At 71.1% G+C, this 20246-nt stretch carries 22 protein-coding genes; 18 read left to right on the forward strand and 4 right to left on the reverse strand.

The genetic code is table 11. From position 1 onward, the window contains the following. Positions 1 to 135 precede the first annotated feature (135 nt). The gene (locus ACFHWU_RS05100) at positions 136 to 1995 is read left to right on the forward strand and encodes a S8 family peptidase (RefSeq protein ID WP_416589915.1); all 1860 of its coding nucleotides are present in this window, start codon (positions 136 to 138) and stop codon (positions 1993 to 1995) included. Between the two features lie 137 nt (positions 1996 to 2132). Here ACFHWU_RS05100 and ACFHWU_RS05105 read toward each other — a convergent pair whose 3' ends face one another. Then, on the reverse strand, positions 2133 to 2789 hold the full coding sequence (locus ACFHWU_RS05105; protein WP_416589916.1) for an alpha/beta fold hydrolase: 657 nt from the start codon (positions 2787 to 2789) through the stop codon (positions 2133 to 2135). Between the two features lie 204 nt (positions 2790 to 2993). Here ACFHWU_RS05105 and ACFHWU_RS05110 point away from each other — a divergent pair, with 204 nt between their 5' ends. Beyond that, positions 2994 to 3626, forward strand: a complete 633-nt coding sequence (locus tag ACFHWU_RS05110; RefSeq protein WP_416551164.1) for a GNAT family N-acetyltransferase — start codon at positions 2994 to 2996, stop codon at positions 3624 to 3626. A 7-nt stretch (positions 3627 to 3633) separates the two neighbouring features. Here ACFHWU_RS05110 and ACFHWU_RS05115 read toward each other — a convergent pair whose 3' ends face one another. Then, complete coding sequence (locus ACFHWU_RS05115) at positions 3634 to 4503, reverse strand: amidohydrolase family protein (protein ID WP_416589917.1); 870 nt, start codon at positions 4501 to 4503, stop codon at positions 3634 to 3636. Between the two features lie 108 nt (positions 4504 to 4611). Between ACFHWU_RS05115 and ACFHWU_RS05120 the strand changes: the two genes are divergently transcribed. From ACFHWU_RS05120 to ACFHWU_RS05165, 10 genes are all read left to right on the forward strand, one after another. Then, entirely contained in the window at positions 4612 to 5856 is a 1245-nt protein-coding gene (locus tag ACFHWU_RS05120; protein ID WP_416589918.1) for a M20 metallopeptidase family protein, read from the forward strand. Continuing rightward, entirely contained in the window at positions 5853 to 6854 is a 1002-nt protein-coding gene (locus tag ACFHWU_RS05125; RefSeq protein ID WP_416589919.1) for a Gfo/Idh/MocA family protein, read from the forward strand. The genes ACFHWU_RS05120 and ACFHWU_RS05125 overlap by 4 nt, the downstream gene beginning before the upstream one ends. Positions 6855 to 6870: 16 nt before the next feature. Continuing rightward, positions 6871 to 8169 (forward strand): ABC transporter substrate-binding protein, encoded by a 1299-nt coding sequence (locus ACFHWU_RS05130; protein ID WP_416551160.1) that lies wholly within the window; start codon positions 6871 to 6873, stop codon positions 8167 to 8169. Positions 8170 to 8241: 72 nt separating this feature from the next. Further along, a complete protein-coding gene (locus ACFHWU_RS05135) occupies positions 8242 to 9204 on the forward strand; it encodes a carbohydrate ABC transporter permease (RefSeq protein WP_416551159.1) in 963 nt (320 codons plus the stop codon). Continuing rightward, on the forward strand, positions 9201 to 10037 hold the full coding sequence (locus ACFHWU_RS05140; RefSeq protein WP_282233411.1) for a carbohydrate ABC transporter permease: 837 nt from the start codon (positions 9201 to 9203) through the stop codon (positions 10035 to 10037). Before ACFHWU_RS05135 ends, ACFHWU_RS05140 begins: the two co-directional genes overlap by 4 nt. Beyond that, a complete protein-coding gene (locus tag ACFHWU_RS05145) occupies positions 10034 to 10399 on the forward strand; it encodes an L-rhamnose mutarotase (RefSeq protein ID WP_416551158.1) in 366 nt (121 codons plus the stop codon). Before ACFHWU_RS05140 ends, ACFHWU_RS05145 begins: the two co-directional genes overlap by 4 nt. A gap of 107 nt (positions 10400 to 10506) precedes the next feature. Beyond that, positions 10507 to 10878: an ArsR/SmtB family transcription factor gene (locus tag ACFHWU_RS05150; protein ID WP_416551157.1), complete on the forward strand. Its 372-nt coding sequence runs from the start codon at positions 10507 to 10509 to the stop codon at positions 10876 to 10878. Positions 10879 to 10916: 38 nt separating this feature from the next. Continuing rightward, a complete protein-coding gene (locus tag ACFHWU_RS05155) occupies positions 10917 to 11399 on the forward strand; it encodes a GNAT family N-acetyltransferase (protein WP_416551397.1) in 483 nt (160 codons plus the stop codon). Positions 11400 to 11511: 112 nt separating this feature from the next. Further along, entirely contained in the window at positions 11512 to 11865 is a 354-nt protein-coding gene (locus ACFHWU_RS05160; RefSeq protein ID WP_416589920.1) for a helix-turn-helix transcriptional regulator, read from the forward strand. Between the two features lie 20 nt (positions 11866 to 11885). Beyond that, on the forward strand, positions 11886 to 12380 hold the full coding sequence (locus tag ACFHWU_RS05165; RefSeq protein ID WP_416589921.1) for a GyrI-like domain-containing protein: 495 nt from the start codon (positions 11886 to 11888) through the stop codon (positions 12378 to 12380). A 22-nt stretch (positions 12381 to 12402) separates the two neighbouring features. Here the strand turns inward: ACFHWU_RS05165 and ACFHWU_RS05170 are convergent, their stop codons facing one another. Beyond that, complete coding sequence (locus ACFHWU_RS05170) at positions 12403 to 12672, reverse strand: hypothetical protein (RefSeq protein ID WP_416551155.1); 270 nt, start codon at positions 12670 to 12672, stop codon at positions 12403 to 12405. A 285-nt stretch (positions 12673 to 12957) separates the two neighbouring features. Continuing rightward, complete coding sequence (locus ACFHWU_RS05175; protein WP_416589922.1) at positions 12958 to 14088, reverse strand: mandelate racemase/muconate lactonizing enzyme family protein; 1131 nt, start codon at positions 14086 to 14088, stop codon at positions 12958 to 12960. Between the two features lie 133 nt (positions 14089 to 14221). Between ACFHWU_RS05175 and ACFHWU_RS05180 the strand changes: the two genes are divergently transcribed. The 6 genes from ACFHWU_RS05180 to ACFHWU_RS05205 are packed head-to-tail and all read left to right on the forward strand — an operon-like array spanning position 14222 to position 20225. Beyond that, on the forward strand, positions 14222 to 15157 hold the full coding sequence (locus tag ACFHWU_RS05180) for a thiamine pyrophosphate-dependent dehydrogenase E1 component subunit alpha (RefSeq protein ID WP_416589946.1): 936 nt from the start codon (positions 14222 to 14224) through the stop codon (positions 15155 to 15157). Beyond that, positions 15150 to 16133 carry an alpha-ketoacid dehydrogenase subunit beta gene (locus ACFHWU_RS05185; RefSeq protein WP_416551152.1) on the forward strand — a complete coding sequence of 328 codons (984 nt, stop codon included), beginning with the start codon at positions 15150 to 15152 and terminating at the stop codon, positions 16131 to 16133. Before ACFHWU_RS05180 ends, ACFHWU_RS05185 begins: the two co-directional genes overlap by 8 nt. Then, the gene (locus ACFHWU_RS05190; protein WP_416551151.1) at positions 16130 to 16942 is read left to right on the forward strand and encodes an SDR family NAD(P)-dependent oxidoreductase; all 813 of its coding nucleotides are present in this window, start codon (positions 16130 to 16132) and stop codon (positions 16940 to 16942) included. The genes ACFHWU_RS05185 and ACFHWU_RS05190 overlap by 4 nt, the downstream gene beginning before the upstream one ends. A 57-nt stretch (positions 16943 to 16999) precedes the next feature. Continuing rightward, positions 17000 to 18322, forward strand: a complete 1323-nt coding sequence (locus tag ACFHWU_RS05195) for a hypothetical protein (protein WP_416551150.1) — start codon at positions 17000 to 17002, stop codon at positions 18320 to 18322. Further along, entirely contained in the window at positions 18319 to 18615 is a 297-nt protein-coding gene (locus ACFHWU_RS05200) for a YciI family protein (protein ID WP_416551149.1), read from the forward strand. The genes ACFHWU_RS05195 and ACFHWU_RS05200 overlap by 4 nt, the downstream gene beginning before the upstream one ends. Positions 18616 to 18617: 2 nt before the next feature. Then, complete coding sequence (locus tag ACFHWU_RS05205; RefSeq protein ID WP_416551148.1) at positions 18618 to 20225, forward strand: hypothetical protein; 1608 nt, start codon at positions 18618 to 18620, stop codon at positions 20223 to 20225. Positions 20226 to 20246 lie beyond the last annotated feature (21 nt).

Consider the following 20246-nt stretch of genomic DNA (forward strand, 5'->3'; position numbering starts at 1 on the left):
GCACCAGTGGTATAGACGTTCCGGAATATAACTTGCCAGTGTCCGCTCAGATTACTCTCAGCAAGATCGGCGTTCACTGATCCGCTGTCACCGTCAGCGGACTGACGCCCTGCCGATCTGATGGGAGGACGGGAGATGAATCTCCCCCGCAGGATCATCATCGTCGGTGCCACCGCACTGGCCATGGTGGCGGCAGTCACCGGACCGGTCACCGCCGCCGAACCGGAGGGGACGATCCGGCACGCTGGTGGACCGACCGCCGTACCGGACAGCTACATCGTGGTCTTCAAGAAGAGCGCGGTCACCCGGGGACAGGTCGCCGCGACCGCCCGCAACCTGGCCAGCCAGCACGGTCGGACGGTCGCCCGCACCTACGCCGCCGCGCTGCGCGGCTTCGAGATCTCCGCCAACGCCAAGCAGGCGGCCCGGATCGCCGCCCACCCAGCGGTCGAGTACGTCGAGCAGAACCACACCGTACGGATCAGCGGCACGCAGCCGAACCCGCCGTCATGGGGGCTGGACCGGATCGACCAGCGCGATCTGCCGCTGGACGACTCGTACACCTACCCGAACACCGCGTCCAACGTGCACGCGTACATCATCGACACCGGGATCCGGTTCGGCCACAACGACTTCGGCGGCCGGGCAGTCAGCGGCTTCGACGCCGTCGACGGCGGGTCCGCAGACGACTGCAACGGCCACGGTACGCACGTCGCCGGCACCGTCGGCGGCACCGCGTACGGCGTCGCCAAGGACGTCACCCTGGTCGGCGTCCGGGTACTGAACTGCTCCGGCAGCGGCACCACCGCCGGGGTCATCGCCGGGGTGGACTGGGTGACCGACAACGCCGAACTGCCGGCGGTGGCCAACATGAGCCTCGGCGGCGGCGCCAACACCTCGCTGGACACCGCGGTGCGCAACTCGATCGCGGCCGGTGTGACCTACAGCCTGGCGGCGGGCAACAGCAACGCGAACGCCTGCAACACCTCCCCGGCCCGGGTCACCGAAGCCATCACCGTCGGCTCCACCACCAGCAACGACGGCCGGTCCAGCTTCTCCAACTACGGCACCTGCCTTGACGTGTTCGCCCCCGGGTCGTCGATCACTTCGGCCTGGCACACCAGCGACACCGCGACGAACACCATCAGCGGCACCTCGATGGCCGCGCCGCACGTGGCCGGCGCGGCTGCCCTGGTCGCCTCGACCAACCCCGGCTGGAGCCCGCAGGAGGTCCGCGGCTACCTGTACGACAACGCGACGGTGGGCGCGGTGGGCAACCCGGGCAGCGGCTCGCCCAACCGCCTGCTGTACGTAGTCAACGACGGCACCCCGCCGGCGGACAACTTCTCCATGTCGGTCAGCCCGACGTCCGGCTCGACCACCCCGGGTGGTTCGGTGACGGCGACCGTCTCCACCGCCACCACGTCCGGATCGGCCCAGTCGGTCAGCTTCTCGGCCAGCGGTCTGCCGAGTGGCGCGACCGCCAGCTTCAGCCCGTCGAGCGTCACCTCGGGCGGCTCGGCCGCCCTGACCGTCAGCACCTCGGCGAGCACTCCGGGCGGCAGCTACCCGGTCACCGTCACCGGCACCGGCAGCTCGGCGACCCGTACCGCGACGTTCACCCTGACGGTGATCGGTCCGGGCGGCAGCTGCACCGGCACCAACGGCACCGACGTGGCGATCCCGGACAGCGGATCGTGGGTGAGCAGCAGCATCTCGATCAGCGGCTGCAGCAGCACCCCCTCGTCGTCGTCGACGGTGGACGTCAACATCCAGCACACCTACCGGGGTGACCTGATCGTCGACCTGATCGCCCCGGACGGCTCCTCCTACCGGTTGAAGAGCTGGGCGTTCTTCGACGGAGCCGACAACGTGATCGAGACGTACCCGGTGAACCTGTCGTCGGAGACCGCCAACGGGACCTGGCAGCTGCGGGTCCGCGACATCTTCAGCGGCGACACCGGCTACATCAACACCTGGTCGCTCGAGCTGTGATCCTGTCCCGGGCCCGGTCGGGTCGACCCTGACCGGGCCCGGCGAGACAGTGCACCGAGCCCGGGGGGCGCCGCGGACCTGCGGCGCCCCCCGGTCCGGTGCGCGCCGGTTGCACGCTCGGCGGGCACCTGGTCGCGTCAGTCGAGGAGGTACGCCTCCAACTGGTCGGCCAACTCCCGTTGGTGGGTGAGCGCCGCCAGGTGGCCGCCGCCGATCTCGTCAGGCGTGAAGCCGAGCCGCTGCGCGACCAGGCCGCGGATGAAGTCGGCGGGAAAGAAGCGGTCGTCGCGGCAGACGACGAACCGGGTCGGCACATCCGGCCAGGCCGGCAGCGGCCAGGGCTGTCCGAACGGCGTGCCGGACTGGTCTCGGTCGTGCCGCAGCACCTCCGCCGCAAGGTCGTCCGGCATCCCGTGGGTGAACAGCGCGAGCACGTCCGACTCGGGCTGCCCGGCCAGGGTGGCCGCGTGACCGGTGTTCGCCCACCAGTCCCCGGCGGTCTCGCCCGGCACCGGAATCATCGCGCTGAGCAGCACCAGCATCCGCACCGGCACCCGGGCGGCCACCAGTGGCCCGGTGAAGCCGCCGAGCGAGTGCGCGACCAGTACGGCGTCCGCCCGACCGCCGATCGCGGCGACCACGGTGTCGGCGTACTCGTCGAGCCCTGCGGCGTCGTCCTCGCACGGCAGGTCGACCGGGATCGCCTCATGCCCACGGACCCGCAACTCGTCGACCAGCCGGTGCCAGTACCACGGATCGGTCCCACCGCCGGGGATCAGCACGAACGTCGCCACCGAGCCTCCGCTTCTGCCGCGACACCGGTCGTCACACCGACGCCGGTCGGGGTATTGCAGCATCCACCACCGACAGTACGAGTGTCGGGCATCTGACCTGCCGCTACGCCATCCGGCCCGGCACCACGGGCGTCACCTGCATTGCCCGGCCCACCGGCTGGGCCAACCCGTCGCGCAGATACGCCGACCGGCAGGAGGCCGCTGATGACCGCGATCCACCCAGCCGCAGTGACGATCCGTACCGCCGGAGTGGACGACCTCCCGCAGGCCGCCACCCTGCTCACCGAGGCGTTTCTGATCGCGCCGGTGTCGCAGTGGCTGATCAGTGACCTGGAGGCACGGGCGGAGATCTTCCGGACGCTGTTCACCATCGAGCTCGATCACGCCATCCGGGCCGGCGGTACGGTGCACGTCGCCGGCCAGTTCAGCGGGGTCGCGGTCTGGCACCCGCGCGGGCGACGTACGCCCACCGAGCCGGAGGCGGTCAGCGACCACGAGCTGCAACTGCTAACCGCGACCGGACGGTGGCAACCCCGCTTCGCCGCGTTGGGCCGGATCCTGGCGGCGCACCATCCGTGGCAGCCGCACTGGCATCTGGCCTACCTGGCGGTGGTGCCATGGCGGCAGGGCAGTGGATTGGGCAGTGCGCTGCTGCGGCACCACCACCGGCATCTGGACGGCTACGGCACCCCCGGCTACCTGGAGGCGACCACGCCCCGCAACCGGGATCTCTACCTCCGGCACGGCTACCGACCGCACGGACCGGTCCGGCTGCCCGACGGCCCGCCGATCTGGCCGATGTGGCGCGAGCCCCGACCCCGGGTGAACGATCGTTGACCATCCGCTACCTGTTGTCGCCGAGAGTCCTTAGCAGGTTCCGGCCGGCCACGTCCGCATATTCGTCGGCACTCAGGCCGACCAGGCCGACCGGATCGAGTGTCTGGGCGAACGAGACGTGGTCCAGACAGGGCGGGAAATCGGAGCCCCAGTAGAGCCGTTGTGGCCCGTACCACTCGATCAGCTGCTCGACGAAGGGCCGGGCGGCCGCGTGCGGGTGGTCGTACGGGGGGTCGCTGACCGCGTACAGACCGGAGACCTTCACCCCGACGTGGGGCAGCCTGGCCAGCCCACCCAGCGGGGCGAGGATGGTGGCTGCCGTCGACGGTGCCGGCGGTGCGGGTTGCCGGCCAGGCAGACCGAGGTGGCTGAACAGCACGGTGCAGTCGCCGACCGCGGCGAGCGCCGGGCCGAGCCGGGCGACAGCGGCCGGTACGGCGTTCAAGCTGAGTAGGCAGTGCGCCCGGTTGACGGTGGCGGTGTGCCGAGTCAACCAGTCGGCGAACCAGTCGGCGCTGTCCCGGTCGCCCAGGTAGGCGGCGAAGCCGACGAACCCGGCGGCCAGCCAGTGGCCGGGTGCGGTGTCGCCGGTCTGGCTCCGCCGACCGCCGTTCTCGTCGCCGGGTTTCGTTCCGCCGGGGTGCAGGTAGGCGACCGGGGCCAGCCAGTCGTGTACGGCGGCGAGGCTCGCCAGGTAGTGGTTGTTGCCGGCGAAGCGGGGCTCGCCCTCGTAGCCGACGACGAGAGCACGGCTGATCACGTGTTCTCGCCGTATGTCCTGGTATATAGATATATCTTGCCCGCCTGACGGGGATCTGCCGTACCGGCCCGGATAGCCGTCGGCGAACAGGTGCAGGTGTGCGTCGGCCCGTTCCATGGCCGGACCCTAACCCGGATCCGACCAGCCCATTGACGCGACGCACCCGCTGACCTAAGTTCTGTCTCTATTAGGTCCGGATTTATGTCACACGTGAGGTGAAGCTAGGTGACGCTGGCAGGCAACGAGGTCGAAGCGCTGACGCAGTTGCGGCGCCAACTTCACCAGCACCCTGAGCTGCGTTTCGAGGAGCAGCAGACGGCAGCGACACTGCAGAGACTGCTGGGACCACTGGGCCGGCTACACACTGGCATAGCCGGCACCGGACTGCTTCTGGAGCTCAACTCCGCCGCTCCTGGACCAGCCGTACTTATTCGGGCCGATATGGATGCGTACCCGGTGTCGGATGCCAAGGAGGTGCCTTACGCCTCCCGTACCCCGGGCGTCTGCCACGCCTGCGGGCACGACGTACACATGACCGTCGCGTACGGGGTCGCCGCCCGGATCGCCGGCGACCCGCCACCGGCCGGCAGCGTCACCGTGCTCTTCCAGCCCGCAGAGGAGATCCCGTTCGGCGCCGACTCAGGGGCCGCCGCCGTGCTCGCCGACCCGGCACTCGCCGACCGGCGCTTCGACGCCGTACTCGGGCTGCACTGCTGGCCAGGACTACCCGCCGGAGCCCTCGGTGTCGACCGGACCACCGCGATGGCCGCCAAGGACGCCTTCCGCGTCGAGTTGGTCGGCCGGGCCGCACACGCCGCCACCCCGGCCAGCGGCCGCGACGCCATCCTCGGTCTCGCCACCACCGTGACCGCCCTGCACGCCGCCGTCGCCCGCGCACAGAACCCCGACGATCTGGTCGCCTTCAACATCGGCACGATCACCGGCGGCGCCAGCCAGAGCCAGGTCGCCGAACGCGCCGAAGCGACCGGCACGCTGCGCACCCACGATCCGGCCGCCCGGGCCCGGCTCAAACAGGCGATCGAACGGGTCGCCGTCGGGCAGGCCGACGCTCTCGACCTCGACCTACGCTTCACCTGGGCCAACGAGATGCCGCCGGTACGCAACGCGGACCAGCTCGTCGCCCTTGCCGACGCCGTACTGCCCGGTCTGGTCGACCTGCACCCCTTGTCGGTCCCACCGCTGACCACCGACGACTTCGCACTGCTCGGCGCTCTCGGCCCCAGCCTGTACGTCAAACTCGGCGTGTCGAACGGCACAGTCGGCGGTGCGCCACTGCACTCCGGCTCGTTCGACGTCGACGAACGGTGCATCGGCGTCGGGGTGACGGTGCTGGAACGGCTGACCCGGGCCGTCCTCGCCGGCGGGCTCGCCCAGCCCGGCACCACGATCCCGGCACAACCGTCCGCACGAGCCGAACCGGGACGGGTCACCGGGGCGGCGGACCGATGAACTCCGAACCGCGGGTCGCCGTGCTCGGAGCCGGCGCGTTCGGCACCCGGCATGTGGCCGCCTACCGATCACTCGGTGTCACCGTCGACGCCGTCGTCGACCCCGACCCGGTCGCCCGGGAACACGTCGCCCGGCAGTACGGCGTCGGCCGCACCTTCAGCACCGTCACCGAACTGCTCGCCGTGGCCCGGCCCGACGCCGCCTCGGTCTGCGTACCCGGCCCGGTCCACCGGGCGGTCGCCGTCGCGCTGCTCGCCGCCGGTGTACCCGTACTGCTGGAAAAGCCGCTGGCCACGACGGTCGACGACGCCGCTGCCATCGTCGCGGCCGCCCAGGCGCACGACGTGCTCTGCCAGCCCGGCCACATCCTGCGGTTCAGTCCTGCGCACCGGGCACTGTACGACGCCGTACGCGCCGGCCGACTCGGCCGGGTGCTGGCCGTCTCGTCGCGCCGGGACCGGCCGCGCACGTTGAGCCGACTCTTCCCGCACGAGCATCCCGCGCTGCTCACCGCGGTGCACGACATCGACCTCGCTCTGTGGTACGCGCAGGCGCCGGTGGTCGAGGTGCGCGCCACGGCCCGGACCCGACCCGGATCGGCCACGCCGGTCCTCGTCTGGGCGGAGCTGCGACACGCCAACGACGTCGTGTCGTCGATCCGCAACAGCTACCTGCTGCCCGAACACTCGCCCAACCACACCAGCGACCTCGTCGAGGTGTACGGCACCGACGGGGTCGGTCACGTCGACCTCGCCCACCCCACCCTGCTGGTGCAGGCCGAACAGACCGAAGCGCCGGACTGGCAGGTGTCGCCCGCCGACGGCGGCGGTGCGCTCGCCACCGAACTGCGGCACTTCCTGCACCGCGTCGACGGCAGCGACCACAGTCCGGTCGTACCGCTTGCCGACGGCCTGCACGTGGTCGAGGTCGCCGCCGCCATCGCCGACAGCGCCGCCGCCGGTGGCGCTACCCACCGGATCCGCCACACCTCTCGCTGATTAGGAGCTTCACCGGATGAATCGACGACGTACCCTTGCCGGCCTCGCCGCCGCTGGGACGGCAGCCGCCGTGCTGCTCACCGGCTGCGGCGGTGACGACGGCACCGCCGACGGACCGGTCACCCTCAAGGTGCTGACCTGGGAGCCGGGTGGTGCCGAATACTGGCAGCAGGTCAAGAGCCGTTTTGAGGCCAGCCACCCGGACATCAAGCTGGAGATGGAATCGGTCCCGTTCGACAAGTACCCCGAGGTACAGGGACCGTACATCACCTCCCAGTCCGGGCCGGACGTGATGGCCAACAACGCCGGGCTGGAGCTGTTCGATCGGCGCAACGCGTACGTGCCGCTCGGCGAGCAGGCGGCCGAGATCAACAAGGACCTGGTGTCCTACAGCGGCACCTGCGAGGACTTCGACACCAGCAAGAACTGCTACGGCGTGCCGTTCTCCTACCAGGGCAACGTCCTCTACTACAACAAGGACGTGCTGGCCGCCGCCGGGCTCGACCCGGAACAGCCGCCGGCCACCTGGGACGAGTTCGGCGCGGCCTGCGAGGCGGTCGCCGCCACCGGCAAGACCTGCCTGGCGCTCGGGCTGTCCGGCACCTTCCCGGCGTACTGGGACTTCCCGGAGATTGCCCGCAACTACCTGACCGAGGACGACATCCGCGCCCTGCTGGCCGGCACCATCTCCTGGACCGACCCGAAGCTGGTGTCCACGCTGGAAAAGCTAGCGGAGATCACCACCAGCGGTTGGGCCAACGACAACGCTCCGTCGATCACCATGCTGCCCGATGGCGCGGACATCTTCCAGCGCGGTGACGCCGCCTTCGCCGGCACGATCATCTCCGACGCGGTCAACTGGCAGGCGTTCGGCGAGGCCCTCGGCGACGAGACCCTCGGCGTCACCCGATGGCCGGTGATCAACCCGGACGCGCCGCTGGCGCAGAAGTTCTCCGGCATCGAAGGCGCCGTCTACGGCGTCACCCAGTGGAGCGACAAGAAGGACGCCGGTCTGACCTTTATCTCCTGGCTGGCCAGCAAGGAGAACGGCGAGCTGTGGGTGGAGTACGCGAAGGGGCAGCCGCTGAACAGGAACGTGGACTCCGCACTGCTGCCCGACTCACCGGCGTTCCTCAAGATCCAGGAACTGGTCGCCGACCCGACCCTGCACGCCGGCGTGATGCTCTCCGGCCCGGAGGCCGACGCGCTGGCCCGCGGCTGGCAGCAGGTCACGCTCGGCCAGCTCACCGTTGACGCGTGGGCCGAACAGATGCAGCAGGCCCTGGAACGCAGCCCGACCAAGCAGCAGAACTGACCGCCGCGTCGGTGGGCAGGCATGGCACCGCCTGCCCATCGACGGCACCCCTGCCAGGCTAAGGACACCGCGATGACGATCTCCACCGCGCCGGCACCGGAGCCGACGTCCGCCGACCGGACGCCCGTATCCGCCCGCCGGCCGGCCCGCCGCCACCGGCACGCCCGCGAGTGGTGGCTGGCCGCGCTGCTGGTGACCCCGGCGTTGGCGCTGGCCGTGGCGTTCAAACTGGTGCCGCTGGTACGGGGTGTGATCACCAGCATGGAGTCGTCGGCCGGCTTCGGCGGCGCCACGTTCGCCGGCGCCGACAACTACCTGCGGATGCTCGACGACCCGATGGTCATCACCAGCTTCCGCAACGCGCTGATGGTGGTCGCCACCCTGCCGGTGTGGGTGGTGCTGCCGCTGGTGCTGGCGGTGCTGATCCACCAGCGGGCCCCCGGCTGGAAGTTCTTCCGGGCCGTCTACTTCGTCCCGTACACGATCGCGCCGATCGTCGTCGGCATCATGTTCCGCCAGATCCTCGCGCCCGACGGCCCGATCAACGCCGGCCTGCGCACGATCGGGCTCGACCCGTTGGCGGTCGCCTGGCTCAACGGCCGCTACAGCGCGCTCTTCTCGCTGGTCGCCGTCGCGTTGTGGAGCTTCTTCGGGCTCGGGGTGATGACCTACCTGGCCGGGCTGGCCACCATTCCCGACGAGATGCTCGAAGCGGCGTACCTCGACGGGGCCGGTTTCTGGCGACGGCTGTTCTCGATCGTGGTGCCGATGCTGCGCCCGACCGTGGCGTACTGGAGTGTGCTGTGCGCCTCCGGGGTGCTGATCTGGCTGTTCCCGCTGATCTACGCGCTGACCCAGGGCGGCCCCGGTGACGCCACCATGCTGCCGGAGTACCTGGTCTTCCTGACCACCTTCACCTTCCTCGACCGCGGTTACGGGTCCGCGATCGGCATCGCCCTGTTCGTCTTCGTCGCCGTGCTGTCGATCTTCTCCGTGCGGCACATGTTCAAAGAGGGGACCCGCAAGCCGCGATGAGCCGACGGACCACCGCCCGACTCGGGCGCTACCTGCTGACGTTCGCGCTGGTCGTCGTCGCGGTCGCGGCGATCTACCCGCTGCTGTTCACCGTGATCAGCTCACTGAAGACGCAGTACGGCTTCGCCGAGGACCCGCTCGGGCTGCCGACCACCGGGGTGACCCTGGAAAACTACGCCGAGGCGTTCCGCCGGATGGACATGCCCCGGCTGCTGCTCAACTCGCTGATCACCACCGCGGGCGGGCTGGTGCTGTCGGTGCTGGCCGCGCTGCTCGTCGCGTACGCGGTGACGAAGCTGCGTTTCCGCGGCGGCAAGGCCGTCTTCCTGCTGATCATCATCACGCTGACCATCCCCAGCCAGGCGATCATCTACCCGCTCTACCAGACCGTGCTCGACCTGGGCATGTCCGGCGAATACCAGGGGCTGATCCTGGCGTACGCGGCGTTCGGCCTGCCGCTGGGCACCTACCAGCTGGCCGGCTACTTCCAGCAGGTGCCCGACGAGCTGATCGAAGCCGCCCGGATGGACGGTGCCGGGCACTTCACCATCCTGTTCCGGCTCCTGGTGCCGATCGCTACCCCGGCTCTGGCCGCGCTGGCCATCTTCAACTTCGTGTGGATGTGGAACGACCTGCTGCTGCCGCTGGTCATCATGGGCGGGTCGGACTCCAAGACCCTGATGGTCGGGGTGTCGCTGCTGTCCGGCCAGTACGACGTGTCGGTGCCGCTGGTCAGCGCCGGCCTGATCGTGGCGCTGCTGCCGGTGCTGATCGTCTACCTGGTGTTCCAGCGGCAACTGGTCTCCGGCGCGCTCGCGGGCTCCGGCAAGTGAGCGCACCCGCCGACAGCGAGACGCCGGGCGCGCAGCTGTGTCACGTGTACCGGCTGCGCCCCGGCGCCGAGCAGGAGTACGAGCGGCGGCACGCCGAGGTCTGGCCGGAGTTGTCAGCGCTGATCGACGAGGCCGGCATCTACGACTACCGCATCTACCGGTACGGGCTAATGCTGATCTGCGTGCTGCGGACCCGCAACGGCTTCGGTAACGCCAGCCGGGTCACCGCCGCGTCGCAGGTGCAGGCCCGGTGGACCCGTTCGCTGGCACACCTGTTCGCCGAGGTCGCCGACGCCGACGGCGAGCCGCTCTGGGCGTACCCGGTCTTCGACCATCCGGGCCACCCACCGCCGCCCGCCTGACAGCGGACCGCTTTTGGCAACGGAACGTCCCGCACCTCGATCACCGCTTAGACGGATATCTATACAGCAAGCTTGCGCGCCGACTTGATGATTGTCAAACTAGACGTGTGTCAAGACAAGAGTTGCCGGTCGTGCCGGACCCGTCGACCTGCTGCGCCCCGTTGACCGACCAGGCGCTCACCGACGGGGCGGCGACGGGCCTGGCCCCCGGCTTCAAGGCCCTCGGCGACCCGGTACGCCTGCGGCTGCTGTCGCTGATCGCGTCCCAGGCCGACGGCGAGGTGTGCGTCTGCGACCTGACCGAGGCGTTCACCCTGACCGGGCCGACCATCTCCCACCACCTGAAGGTGCTGCGCGAAGCCGGCCTGATCGACTGCGAGCGCCGGGGCACCTGGGTGTACTACTGGATCGTCCCGACCCGGCTCGCCGCCCTGTCCCGGCTCCTCGACGTCGCCACCACCGCCGGAGCCGCGCGGTGACCGACACCGGCGCGGCACCGCCGGTGACGCTCATCCCGATGACCGACGTGCACCGCGACGTCGTGCTCGACATCTACCGGCTCGGCATCGCCACCGGCAACGCCACCTTCGAGACCGAACCGCCCGGCTGGGACAGCTTCACGGCCACCCGATTGCCGGACCACCGCTGGGTCGCCGTTGACGCCGATGCCGCTCACCTCACCGTCCTCGGCTGGACCGCGTGCACCCCGGTCTCCGACCGGTGCGTCTACGCCGGAGTCGTCGAGCATTCCGTCTACGTCCACCCGGACGCCCGTGGGCGCGCCGTGGGCCGGCTGCTGCTCCGGCAGTTGATCGCCTCGACCGAGCAGGCCGGCATCTGGACGATCCAGGCCGGGGTGTTCCCCGAGAACACCGCCAGCCTCGTCCTGCACCACAGCTGTGGTTTCCGCACCATCGGCACCCGTGAGCGCGTCGGCTGCCATCACGGCCGCTGGCGCGACGTGGTGCTGCTCGAGCGCCGCAGCCCGATCGTCGACTGACGTCTGATCGGCGCCCAAACCGGGTCGGGCGGCCGGATGATCGGATCGGGCCACGACGGTCGGGCACCGCCAGGGTGCGCTCGGCCAGGCTGGACGTCGAAGGGAGGCCTACGTGATCTCGGCACTCAACCGGCTGGTCCACCTCGTCGAAGAGCACCTGACCGAGGAGCTCGACATGGACGCGCTGGCCAGGACGCTCGGCACGACCCAGTACCACCTGCGGCGGATGTTCTCGTCGCTGGCCGGGATGCCGCTGTCGGAGTACGTGCGCCGACGCCGGATGACGGTTGCCGCCGCCGAGCTGGTGCGCGGCGACGACGATCTGCTGAGCATCGCCGTCCGGCACGGGTACGGCTCGACCGAGGCGTTCGGGCGGGCGTTCCGGGCGGTCCACGGTGTCGGCCCGAGTGACGTGCGCCGCGATGGAGGCCCCTTCGCAGCCAGTTACAGCTCAGGTTCCGCCTGACCGTCGAAGGGAGCATCCCGATGGACACCCGTATCGTCGACCGGCCCGAGTTTCGGCTCGTTGGACACGCGACCCGGGTCCCGCTGATCCACCACGGCGTCAACCCGCACATCCAGCAGCACATCGCCGCGCTGCCGGCCCAGGAGCATGGGCGGCTGAAAGACCTGTGTGGCACCGATCCGGCCGGCCTGTTGCAGGTCTTCGCCGACCTCGACCCGGACGCCACCGAAGGCAGCGAGCTGACCTACCTGCACGGGGTCGCGGTCGCGGCGGAGACGGCCACGCCCGCCGACCTGGACGCCGTGACGGCACCGGCCGGCAGGTGGGCGGTCTTCCGCGTCGCCGGGCCGTACCCGCAGGCCCTGCAGTCGGCTTGGGCGGCGACGGCGGCCGACTGGTTCCCGTCGAATCCGTGGCGGCTGCGGCCAGGTCCGTCGATGGTCGCGGTGCTCGACCGCGCTGCCGATTTCAGCACCGCGACCTGTGAGTTGTGGCTACCGGTCGAACCGGCCTGAGGCCACCGGGTCACGGGGCGAGTCACCGGGCTGCTGCGTCGCCGCGCTGTCGGCGGCGCAGTAGTAGCCGGGCGATGAACATCGGTGCCAGATGCAGGAGGGCGGCGATCGTCCCGGCGAGCACCGCGATCTGACCGACCGACAGCCCTTGCCACGCCAGCACCAGTGCCGCGCAGACGACGGTGAACAGCGCGCCGCGCACGGCACGCAACAGGATTTGGCTGGGCGGGGTGTCACCACCCTGCTCAGCCGGGGTGGCGCGCCGCCGGACCAGGGTGGTGACGACCGCCAAGATCGCGATCAGCGTGGCGAACTGCAGGGCCCACAGCGCGGTCGCCGCGACGCTGGCCCCGCTGGTCGCCGACGGCGCGACGCAGGTTGTTGGATCTGCGGCTGGACCTGCTGCGCGATCCGGCCCATCACCTCGTCGGAGGCGAAGACCAGTTGCCGGTCCGAACGGGTCTCGGGCGTCGGTTGCGACATGCCGACAAGCGTATCGACCCCTCGCTCGTCCGACCTGTCGGAATTGGAGTGACACAGTACGCCGGAGGGGTCGGGCAGGCCGGAAGGATCCGGCTCAGACGGCGTAGGCGACGGAGCCGTCGGCGCGGCGCGGAATCCGGGTCAGTGGCCGGCCGGTGAGGTCCAGTGGTGCGGCGTCGGTCAGGTCGAGGGTGACGCCGAGGCCCGGTTGGTCGGGCACCGGCAGGAAGCCGCCGTCACGGCGGACCGCCGGGCGGGCGGGGCCGGCGGCGAGGGTGTCGTCCAGTGGCGAGTACTCCTGCACGACGAAGTTCGGGATCGCCGCGTCGAGGTGCACCGACGCCATGGTCAGCAGCGGGCCGAGGCAGTTGTGGGTGACCACGGCGGCGTGGTGCGCCTCGGCCAGCGCGGCGATCTTACGGGCGTGACTGAGTCCGCCGGCCAGGCCGACGTCGGGGCGCACGTACTGGGCACCGCCCTGGGCGAGCAACTCCTTGAACTCCCAGATGGTGTGCAGTCGTTCGCCGTTGGCCATCGGTACGCCGGCCGCCCGACGCGCCACGTCGGCCTGGCTGCTGACGCTGTCGATCTGGATCGGGTCCTCGACCAGCAGCGGCAGGTGCCGGGCCAGTACGGGTACGACCGATTCGGCCTGTAGCGGGGTGAGTTTGCGGTGCAGTTCGATCAGCAGGTCGACGTCGGGCCCGACGGTGTCGCGCACGGCTGCGGTGGTGGCTTCGGTCTGCGCGACCAGCCGGGCCACCGACAGGTTCGCGTAGTCGGCCGGCAGCGGGTCGAACTTGACGGCGGTGAACCCGTCGGCGACGGCGGCCGCCGCCTGGGCGGCCAGGTCGTCGGCACCGGTGCCGCCCAGCAGCAGGTGCAGCCGGATCCGGTCCCGGACCTGGCCGCCGAGCAGCTGCCAGACGGGCACGCCGAGTTGCTTGCCGAGCACGTCCCACAGCGCGATGTCGATCGCGGAGACGGCGGCGGTGAGCACCGAGCCGCGGAACGGCCCCATCCGGTACAGGTGGTGCCAGTGGTGCTCGATCCGCCGCGGGTCGGCGCCGAGCAGGTACGGGCGGAAGGCTTCGACCACGGCGTGCACCGCCGCGGGGTAGCCCCAGCAGGCGGACTGGCCGACGCCGGTCAGCCCGTCGGCGGTGTGCACCTGGACGAAGTGCGCGTCGCCGAGCACCACCGAGTCGACGGCGACGATCTCCATAGCTGCCCCCAGAAAATTTGAGACCTATAACGGCCAGAAACTTGCCACCTCACTCTTCCATAGCATGATGCCCCTGGTCTAGGCTCCATTCTCAACGAGCCTCAATAAGGGACTAATGAGCGTTGGGGGTGTGATGGGGCTGCCGGACGACTACCGGTCGATGACCCGGATCCGCCGGTTCGAGGAGCGACTGACCGCCCTCAAGGACGGCGGCGAGATCCCGGGGTCGATCCACCTGTGCGACGGCCAGGAGGCGATCCCGGTCGGTGCCTGCCGTACGCTGCGTGACGGCGACTACGTGACTGCCACCTACCGTGGCCACGGCTGGGCGATTGCTCGCGGCGTCGACCTCGCCGGACTGTTCGCCGAGATGATGGGCCGCGACAGCGCGCTGTGCGGCGGCCGGGCCGCCTCGCCGTACCTGTCGGACCCGAGCCGCTGGTTCGTCGGCGAGAACTCCATCGTCGGCGCCGGGGTGCCGGTGGCCACCGGGGCGGCGCTGACCGCGCAGCGCACTGGCTCCGGCGCGGTGTCGGTGGTGAGCATCGGCGACGGCGCCATGAACCAGGGCAACGTGCACGAGGCGATCAACATGGCCGCCGTGCTGGACCTGCCGCTGGTCGTCGTCGTGGAGAACAACGTCTACTCGGAGATGTCGCGCATCTCCGACATGGTGCGAGTACGCCAGCTCACCGAGCGGGCACCCGGCTACGGCGTACCCGGTCGGGTCGTCGACGGCAACGACCCGGACGCGGTCGCGGCCGCCGTCGACGAGGCGGTGGCCCGCGCCCGCGAGGGCTCCGGCCCATCCATCGTGGAGACGATGACCGAACGCCTGGTCGGGCACTACAGCGGCGACGCCCAGCACTACCGGCCGGCCGGCGAGATCGCCGCCGCCCGTCAGCGTGAACCCCTCGCCCGTATCCGGCAGGCCGCCGACGCGGCGCTGACCGCCGCCCTGGACGCGATCGACGCCGAGGTGGACGCCGAGATCGAAGCCGCCGTCGCCGCCGCCCGCACCACGCCGCTGCCCGACCCGGCGACCGTCAAGGAGCATGTCCATGCCTGAGTCCCTGCGCTACATCCAGGCTGTCAACGCCGCCCTCACCTGGGCGTTGGACAGCCGGGACGACACCATCTACTTCGGCGAGGACGTCGCCCTGCCCGGCGGACCGTTCGGCGCGACGAAGGGGCTGCACAAGCGGTTCGGCTCGGCACGGATCTTCGACACCCCGATTTCCGAGTCCGGCTTCCTCGGCATGGCGCTCGGCGCGGCCATGACCGGCCTGCGGCCGATCGCCGAGATCATGTACGCCGACTTCTCGTTCGTCGCGATGGACCAGTTCGTCAACCAGATCCCGACGATCCACTACGCCAGCAACGGCCGGTGGCGGGTGCCGTTGGTGATCCGGATGCAGCAGGGCTACTCCCCCGGTGCCTGCGCCCAGCACTCGCACTCCCCGGAGGCGTACTTCGCGCACACCCCCGGGCTGCGGCTGGCTCTACCGGCCACTCCGGACGACGCGTTCCAGATGCTGCGTACCGCCGTGGCCAGCGACGACCCGGTGGTCGTCGGCGAGGCCCGGATGCTGTACCCGACTCGGGGCGAGGTCCGCACCGACGCGGCGGTGGAGCCGGTCGGCGGCGCGCGGGTGGTCCGCCCCGGCGCGGACGTCACCGTGGTCGCCTGGTCCCGAATGGTGTCCGCGTCGCTGGACGCCGCCGGGCAGCTGCACGCCGACGACGGCATCGACGCCGAGGTGATCGACCTGCGCTGGCTCAATCCGCTCGACTTCGACACCGTCGCGGCGTCGGTGGCCCGTACCGGCCGGCTCGTCGTGGCCCACGAGGCCAACCTGACTGGCGGCTTCGGCGCGGAGATCGCCGCCCGTGCCGCCGCCGAGTGCTTCGCCGACCTGCGTGCCCCCATCGCCCGGGTCGCCTGCCCGGATGTGCCGATGCCGGCCGCACCGGCGTTGCAGGCCGCCGTCGTGCCGGAGGCCGCCGACGTGGCCGCCGCCGTGCGCCGGACGGTCGGCGCGTGACCAGCGACGCCCGGGACACCCCGCCGGCGGAGGATCCGGCGGCGGCCACACCGGCCAGCGGTACGGCGCCCGTGCTGGCCGGACGGCGGGTCGTGGTGCTCGGCGGCGCCTCCGGCATTGGGCTGGCCACCGTCCGGGCCGCCGCCACGGCCGGCGCCGCCGCGGTCGCCGTCATCGACGCGGACGGAGCCGGCGCGGCCCGCGCCGCCGAACAGGTTCGCCACCTCGGTGTCACGGCCTACTCCCGTCAGGTCGACGTCACGGTCGAGATTGAGGTGGCCGACGCGTTCGGCGGCGTCGCCGCCGCCTGGGGCGGCATCGACGCGGTGCTGCATGTCGCCGGGATCATGCAGGGCCAGGGCCTGGATGTGACCGGTGTGCCGATCGAGCTGTGGCACCGGGTGCTCTCGGTCAACCTGACCGGGCCGTTCCTGGTCGCCAAGCACGCCGTCCCGCACCTGGCCGCCGGCACCGGGGTGCTGGTGCTGGTCGGCTCCAAGGCGGGCGTGCTCACCGGCTCCGGGTCGGTAGCCTACGGCGCGAGCAAGGGAGGGTTGCACGGCCTGGCACTGACCCTGGACCGCCAGCTTCGCCCACGGGGGGTCAGAGTGCACGCGCTCTGCCCCGGCGACATCGACACGCCGTTGATGCGCCGCTCGCTGGACGAGGCGCGGACCAACGGGGTCGATGCCGGCCGGGTCGCCGACATCGAAGCCGACCTGGGCCGGCCGGAAGATGTGGCGTCGGCGTTGGTGCTGCTCGCGGCACCACTGTCGGCCAGCATCACCGGCACCGTCTACACCGGTTGAACGGCCTGGCTGAGCAGCCCGCCCGCAAGCCGGCGACGACGTGGAGGCAAGCAACACATGATCGGCATCATCGGGCCGGAGGACTCCATCCGGCTGGTCCAGGAGGTCGCCGCCGGCGAAGGGCGGGCCGGCGAACTCACCAGCCGCGCGTACGCCCGGCCGGAGCAGGCCCCGGAACTGGCCCGCGAGCTCGACGAGCTCTGCCAGGTACTGCTGTTCACCGGCCGGATCCCGCACGCGCTCGCCACCGCCGCCGGTGACCTGCGCGCCGAGGTCGACTACATCCGCCATGGCGGCATCGACCTTTACCGCACCCTGTCCCGGATGCTGCTGGCGACCGGCGGGCAGCTGCCGACGGTCAGCGTCGACACCATCGAGGCCGGGGTGGTACGGGAGACGTACCACGACATCGAGGTGCCCGCACCGACCGAGATCCTGCCGATCGCCGACTCGACCGGACTGCTCTACGCCACCCTCGACGACGTCACCGCCTACCACCGCGACCGGTACGCCACCGGTGCCGTCGAAGCCTGCCTGACCTGCCTCGGTGCGGTGCACCGCGACCTGCGCGAGGCGGGCGTGCCGGTCTGGCGGGTCGAGCACACCCGCGCGTCGGTGCGCGACGCGCTGCGCCGCGCCTGGCTGGCCGCCGAGATCCGGCAGTCCCGGGCCACCCAGATCGCCGTGATGATGATCGAGTTCGCCGAGCCGGCCAGCCGCCGGCACGACCCGTACGAGGTGGAACGGCAGCGGCTGCGGCTGCGCGAGGCGCTGCTGGAACACGCCGAACGGATGCGCGGGCGGCTCAGCATGATCGACGACCGGACGATGGTGATCACCACCACCCGGGGCACCGTGGACAGCGCCCTCGCCCGTCACCGGGCCGGCCACGCCTCCCTGCTCACCCTGCGCGGCGTCGACGGCGGCCACACCGTCGGCTTCGGTGCCGGCACGACGATCGCCGCCGCCGAGGACAACGCCCGCAAGGCCCTCGCGTTGAGCCGGGGCAGCGGCGACACCCACGTCGTCTTCCCTGACGGGGAGATCCACTCCACCCGGGTGAGCCCGGTCAAGCAGCGCCTGCGGGAGACCGCGCCCGGCATCCTGCGCGTCTCCGAGCAGCTCAAACTCGGCCCGCTGTCCACCCGACGCCTGCTGGAGGCGCTGCATCAGCTGGACCCCAACGAGGTCACCGCCCGCAGCCTGGCCGATGCGTACGGGGTGGAGGCCCGCTCGGCACGCCGGCTGCTCAACTCGCTGCGCGCCGCCGGCTACGCCGACGAGGTCGGAGTGCACGTCAGCACCGGAGCCGGTCGCCCGCAGACGGTCTACCGGGTGGCGATGCAGCGGCTGTTCGAAGCGATCGGCGGTGACGCGTGAGATTCGAGCCGACCTACCTGGTCACCGTCAGGTACGCCGCCGACGCGGCGCAGCGGCGCGGGCCGCACCGATCCGCCCACCTGGACCGGGTCGCCACCCTGCTCGCCGACGGCACCGCGCTGGTCGCCGGCGCGTACGCCGATCTGAGCGCGTCGGTGCTCATCGTGCGGGCCGCCGACGCTGACGCCGCCCGCGCGGTGTGCGAGGCCGATCCGTACTGGCGGCACGGGGTGTGGACGGCCATCGAGGTGGCCGAGTACCTGGCCGCCACACCGCAATCCCTCGGGAGGTAGACATGTCGCAGTTACGCCGGATCGCCGGAGTCCAGGTACGCGGTGCCGAATCCGCGCCGTACGCCGCCCGGCTGCTCGCCGAGACCTTCGGCAGCTCCACCGACGGGGTGCCGGTGCACCTCGACGCCGACCCGGCGCTGCCGGAGGGCACCTACCGGATCGAAGTTCCGGCCGGTGGCGGGCCGGGTGCGGACGCGACCGGTGACGGTGGAGTCCGGCTGACCGGCGACCCGTTCGCCGGCCTGATCTACGCCGCCCGGGAGCTGACCGAGCTGGCCACCGAACGCCAGGTCCCGGTGGGGGTACGGGAGCAGGCACCCGGGCTGGCACTGCGCACCCTGTGGACCTGGGACCACTCGACCAACTGGGATCTGCGCCAGCTCGGCCTACAGGAGATCGGCGCGCTCAACCCGTACGCCAAGTCAGCCGACGCGTTCGGCGCCGACTACCGGCGACTGGTCGACTTCTGCAGCCGGGAACGGATCGGCGGGATCGTCGTGTACGGGCTGCTGCGCGACGCGCACGGCGGTGTCGACGCGGCCCGCGACCTGTGCGGGTACGCCAACGAGCGGGGCGTGCGGATCATCGCCGGGATCGGGGTCAACGCCTACGGCGGCATCTACTTCGACGGCCGGCACCGCTACAACCTGGCGACCTGGCTGCGGCAACGCCCCGAGCTGGCCGCCGAGCTGCCGAAGAAGATTGGCTTTGACATCGATGAGTTCGGCGATCTGCACTTCCCGGCCAGCGAGTACATGATGGCCGCCTGCCCGTCGCAGCCGGACAATCTGGCCTGGAATCGCGACGCCGTCGACTGGCTGCTGGAGACGATCCCGGTGGGCGGGATCAACTTCGAGACCGGCGACTACGGCAGTTGCGCCTGCGCTCGGTGCACCCGGCGCACCGGCGGTGAACGCACCTCCTGGTCGTACGAGGCGATGCGGTCGGTCTACCCGACGCTGCTGGACACGGCCCGGCGTACCGGGCCCGCCGGGGTGCCGCTGCGGCACCTGGTCGAGGTCTACTGGGACAACATCTTCGACCTGCCGGCACAGCGTCCGCTGGCCGACCTGCCCGACGACGTGGCCTACCAGTACTGCGTCAACCGGGGATTCTGGTACGACAACCGGGACCGGCTGACCGCCGCGCACGTCGAAGCGCTACCGCACTCGACGAACGTGCTGCGTACCCACGCCGGATCGCAGTGGAACCGGCAGCGGCACTCCTGGGTGCCGCAGCTGTACGCCGACATGGCGGCCCGGGTCGGCGTGGCCGGCATGCGGGGGCTGACCATCTTCGGCGAGGCGGGTGCCTACCACCCGACGAACGAGATCGGCTATCTGGCGTACGCCCGGTTCAGCTGGAACCCGGAGCTGGACTGGGCGGACTTCTGGCGCGACGAGGTCGCTCCCCGCTTCGGTGGCGAGGCCGAGGCGGAGGCGTTTCGCGACGGCGCCGGGCTGCTCGACGCCCCGGCGGCTGACGCCGTCGCGCTGGACCGGGTGCGCACCGACGCGCTCGGCATGGTCGCCGCTACCAGCGGGGCGGTGCAGCGCCGGTGGCTGTGGTTGGCCGAACGGGCCGCCCGGTACGCGTACAGCGCCGGCTGAGTCCGGCGGCGCGACCAGTCG

Source organism: Micromonospora sp. LOL_015 (assembly GCF_048060275.1).
GTDB lineage: Bacteria > Actinomycetota > Actinomycetes > Mycobacteriales > Micromonosporaceae > Micromonospora_E.

What these genes read in the sequence shown, in the direction of transcription:
- ACFHWU_RS05155 (WP_416551397.1), top strand. Translation starts at nt 10,917, where the DNA reads ATGACCGACGTGCACCGCGACGTCGTGCTCGACATCTACCGGCTCGGC.
- ACFHWU_RS05135 (WP_416551159.1), top strand. Translation starts at nt 8,242, where the DNA reads ATGACGATCTCCACCGCGCCGGCACCGGAGCCGACGTCCGCCGACCGG.
- ACFHWU_RS05115 (WP_416589917.1), bottom strand. Translation starts at nt 4,503, where the DNA reads ATGGAACGGGCCGACGCACACCTGCACCTGTTCGCCGACGGCTATCCG.
- ACFHWU_RS05180 (WP_416589946.1), top strand. Translation starts at nt 14,222, where the DNA reads ATGGGGCTGCCGGACGACTACCGGTCGATGACCCGGATCCGCCGGTTC.
- ACFHWU_RS05100 (WP_416589915.1), top strand. Translation starts at nt 136, where the DNA reads ATGAATCTCCCCCGCAGGATCATCATCGTCGGTGCCACCGCACTGGCC.
- ACFHWU_RS05175 (WP_416589922.1), bottom strand. Translation starts at nt 14,088, where the DNA reads ATGGAGATCGTCGCCGTCGACTCGGTGGTGCTCGGCGACGCGCACTTC.
- ACFHWU_RS05165 (WP_416589921.1), top strand. Translation starts at nt 11,886, where the DNA reads ATGGACACCCGTATCGTCGACCGGCCCGAGTTTCGGCTCGTTGGACAC.
- ACFHWU_RS05130 (WP_416551160.1), top strand. Translation starts at nt 6,871, where the DNA reads ATGAATCGACGACGTACCCTTGCCGGCCTCGCCGCCGCTGGGACGGCA.
- ACFHWU_RS05205 (WP_416551148.1), top strand. Translation starts at nt 18,618, where the DNA reads ATGTCGCAGTTACGCCGGATCGCCGGAGTCCAGGTACGCGGTGCCGAA.
- ACFHWU_RS05125 (WP_416589919.1), top strand. Translation starts at nt 5,853, where the DNA reads ATGAACTCCGAACCGCGGGTCGCCGTGCTCGGAGCCGGCGCGTTCGGC.
- ACFHWU_RS05140 (WP_282233411.1), top strand. Translation starts at nt 9,201, where the DNA reads ATGAGCCGACGGACCACCGCCCGACTCGGGCGCTACCTGCTGACGTTC.
- ACFHWU_RS05195 (WP_416551150.1), top strand. Translation starts at nt 17,000, where the DNA reads ATGATCGGCATCATCGGGCCGGAGGACTCCATCCGGCTGGTCCAGGAG.
- ACFHWU_RS05185 (WP_416551152.1), top strand. Translation starts at nt 15,150, where the DNA reads ATGCCTGAGTCCCTGCGCTACATCCAGGCTGTCAACGCCGCCCTCACC.
- ACFHWU_RS05110 (WP_416551164.1), top strand. Translation starts at nt 2,994, where the DNA reads ATGACCGCGATCCACCCAGCCGCAGTGACGATCCGTACCGCCGGAGTG.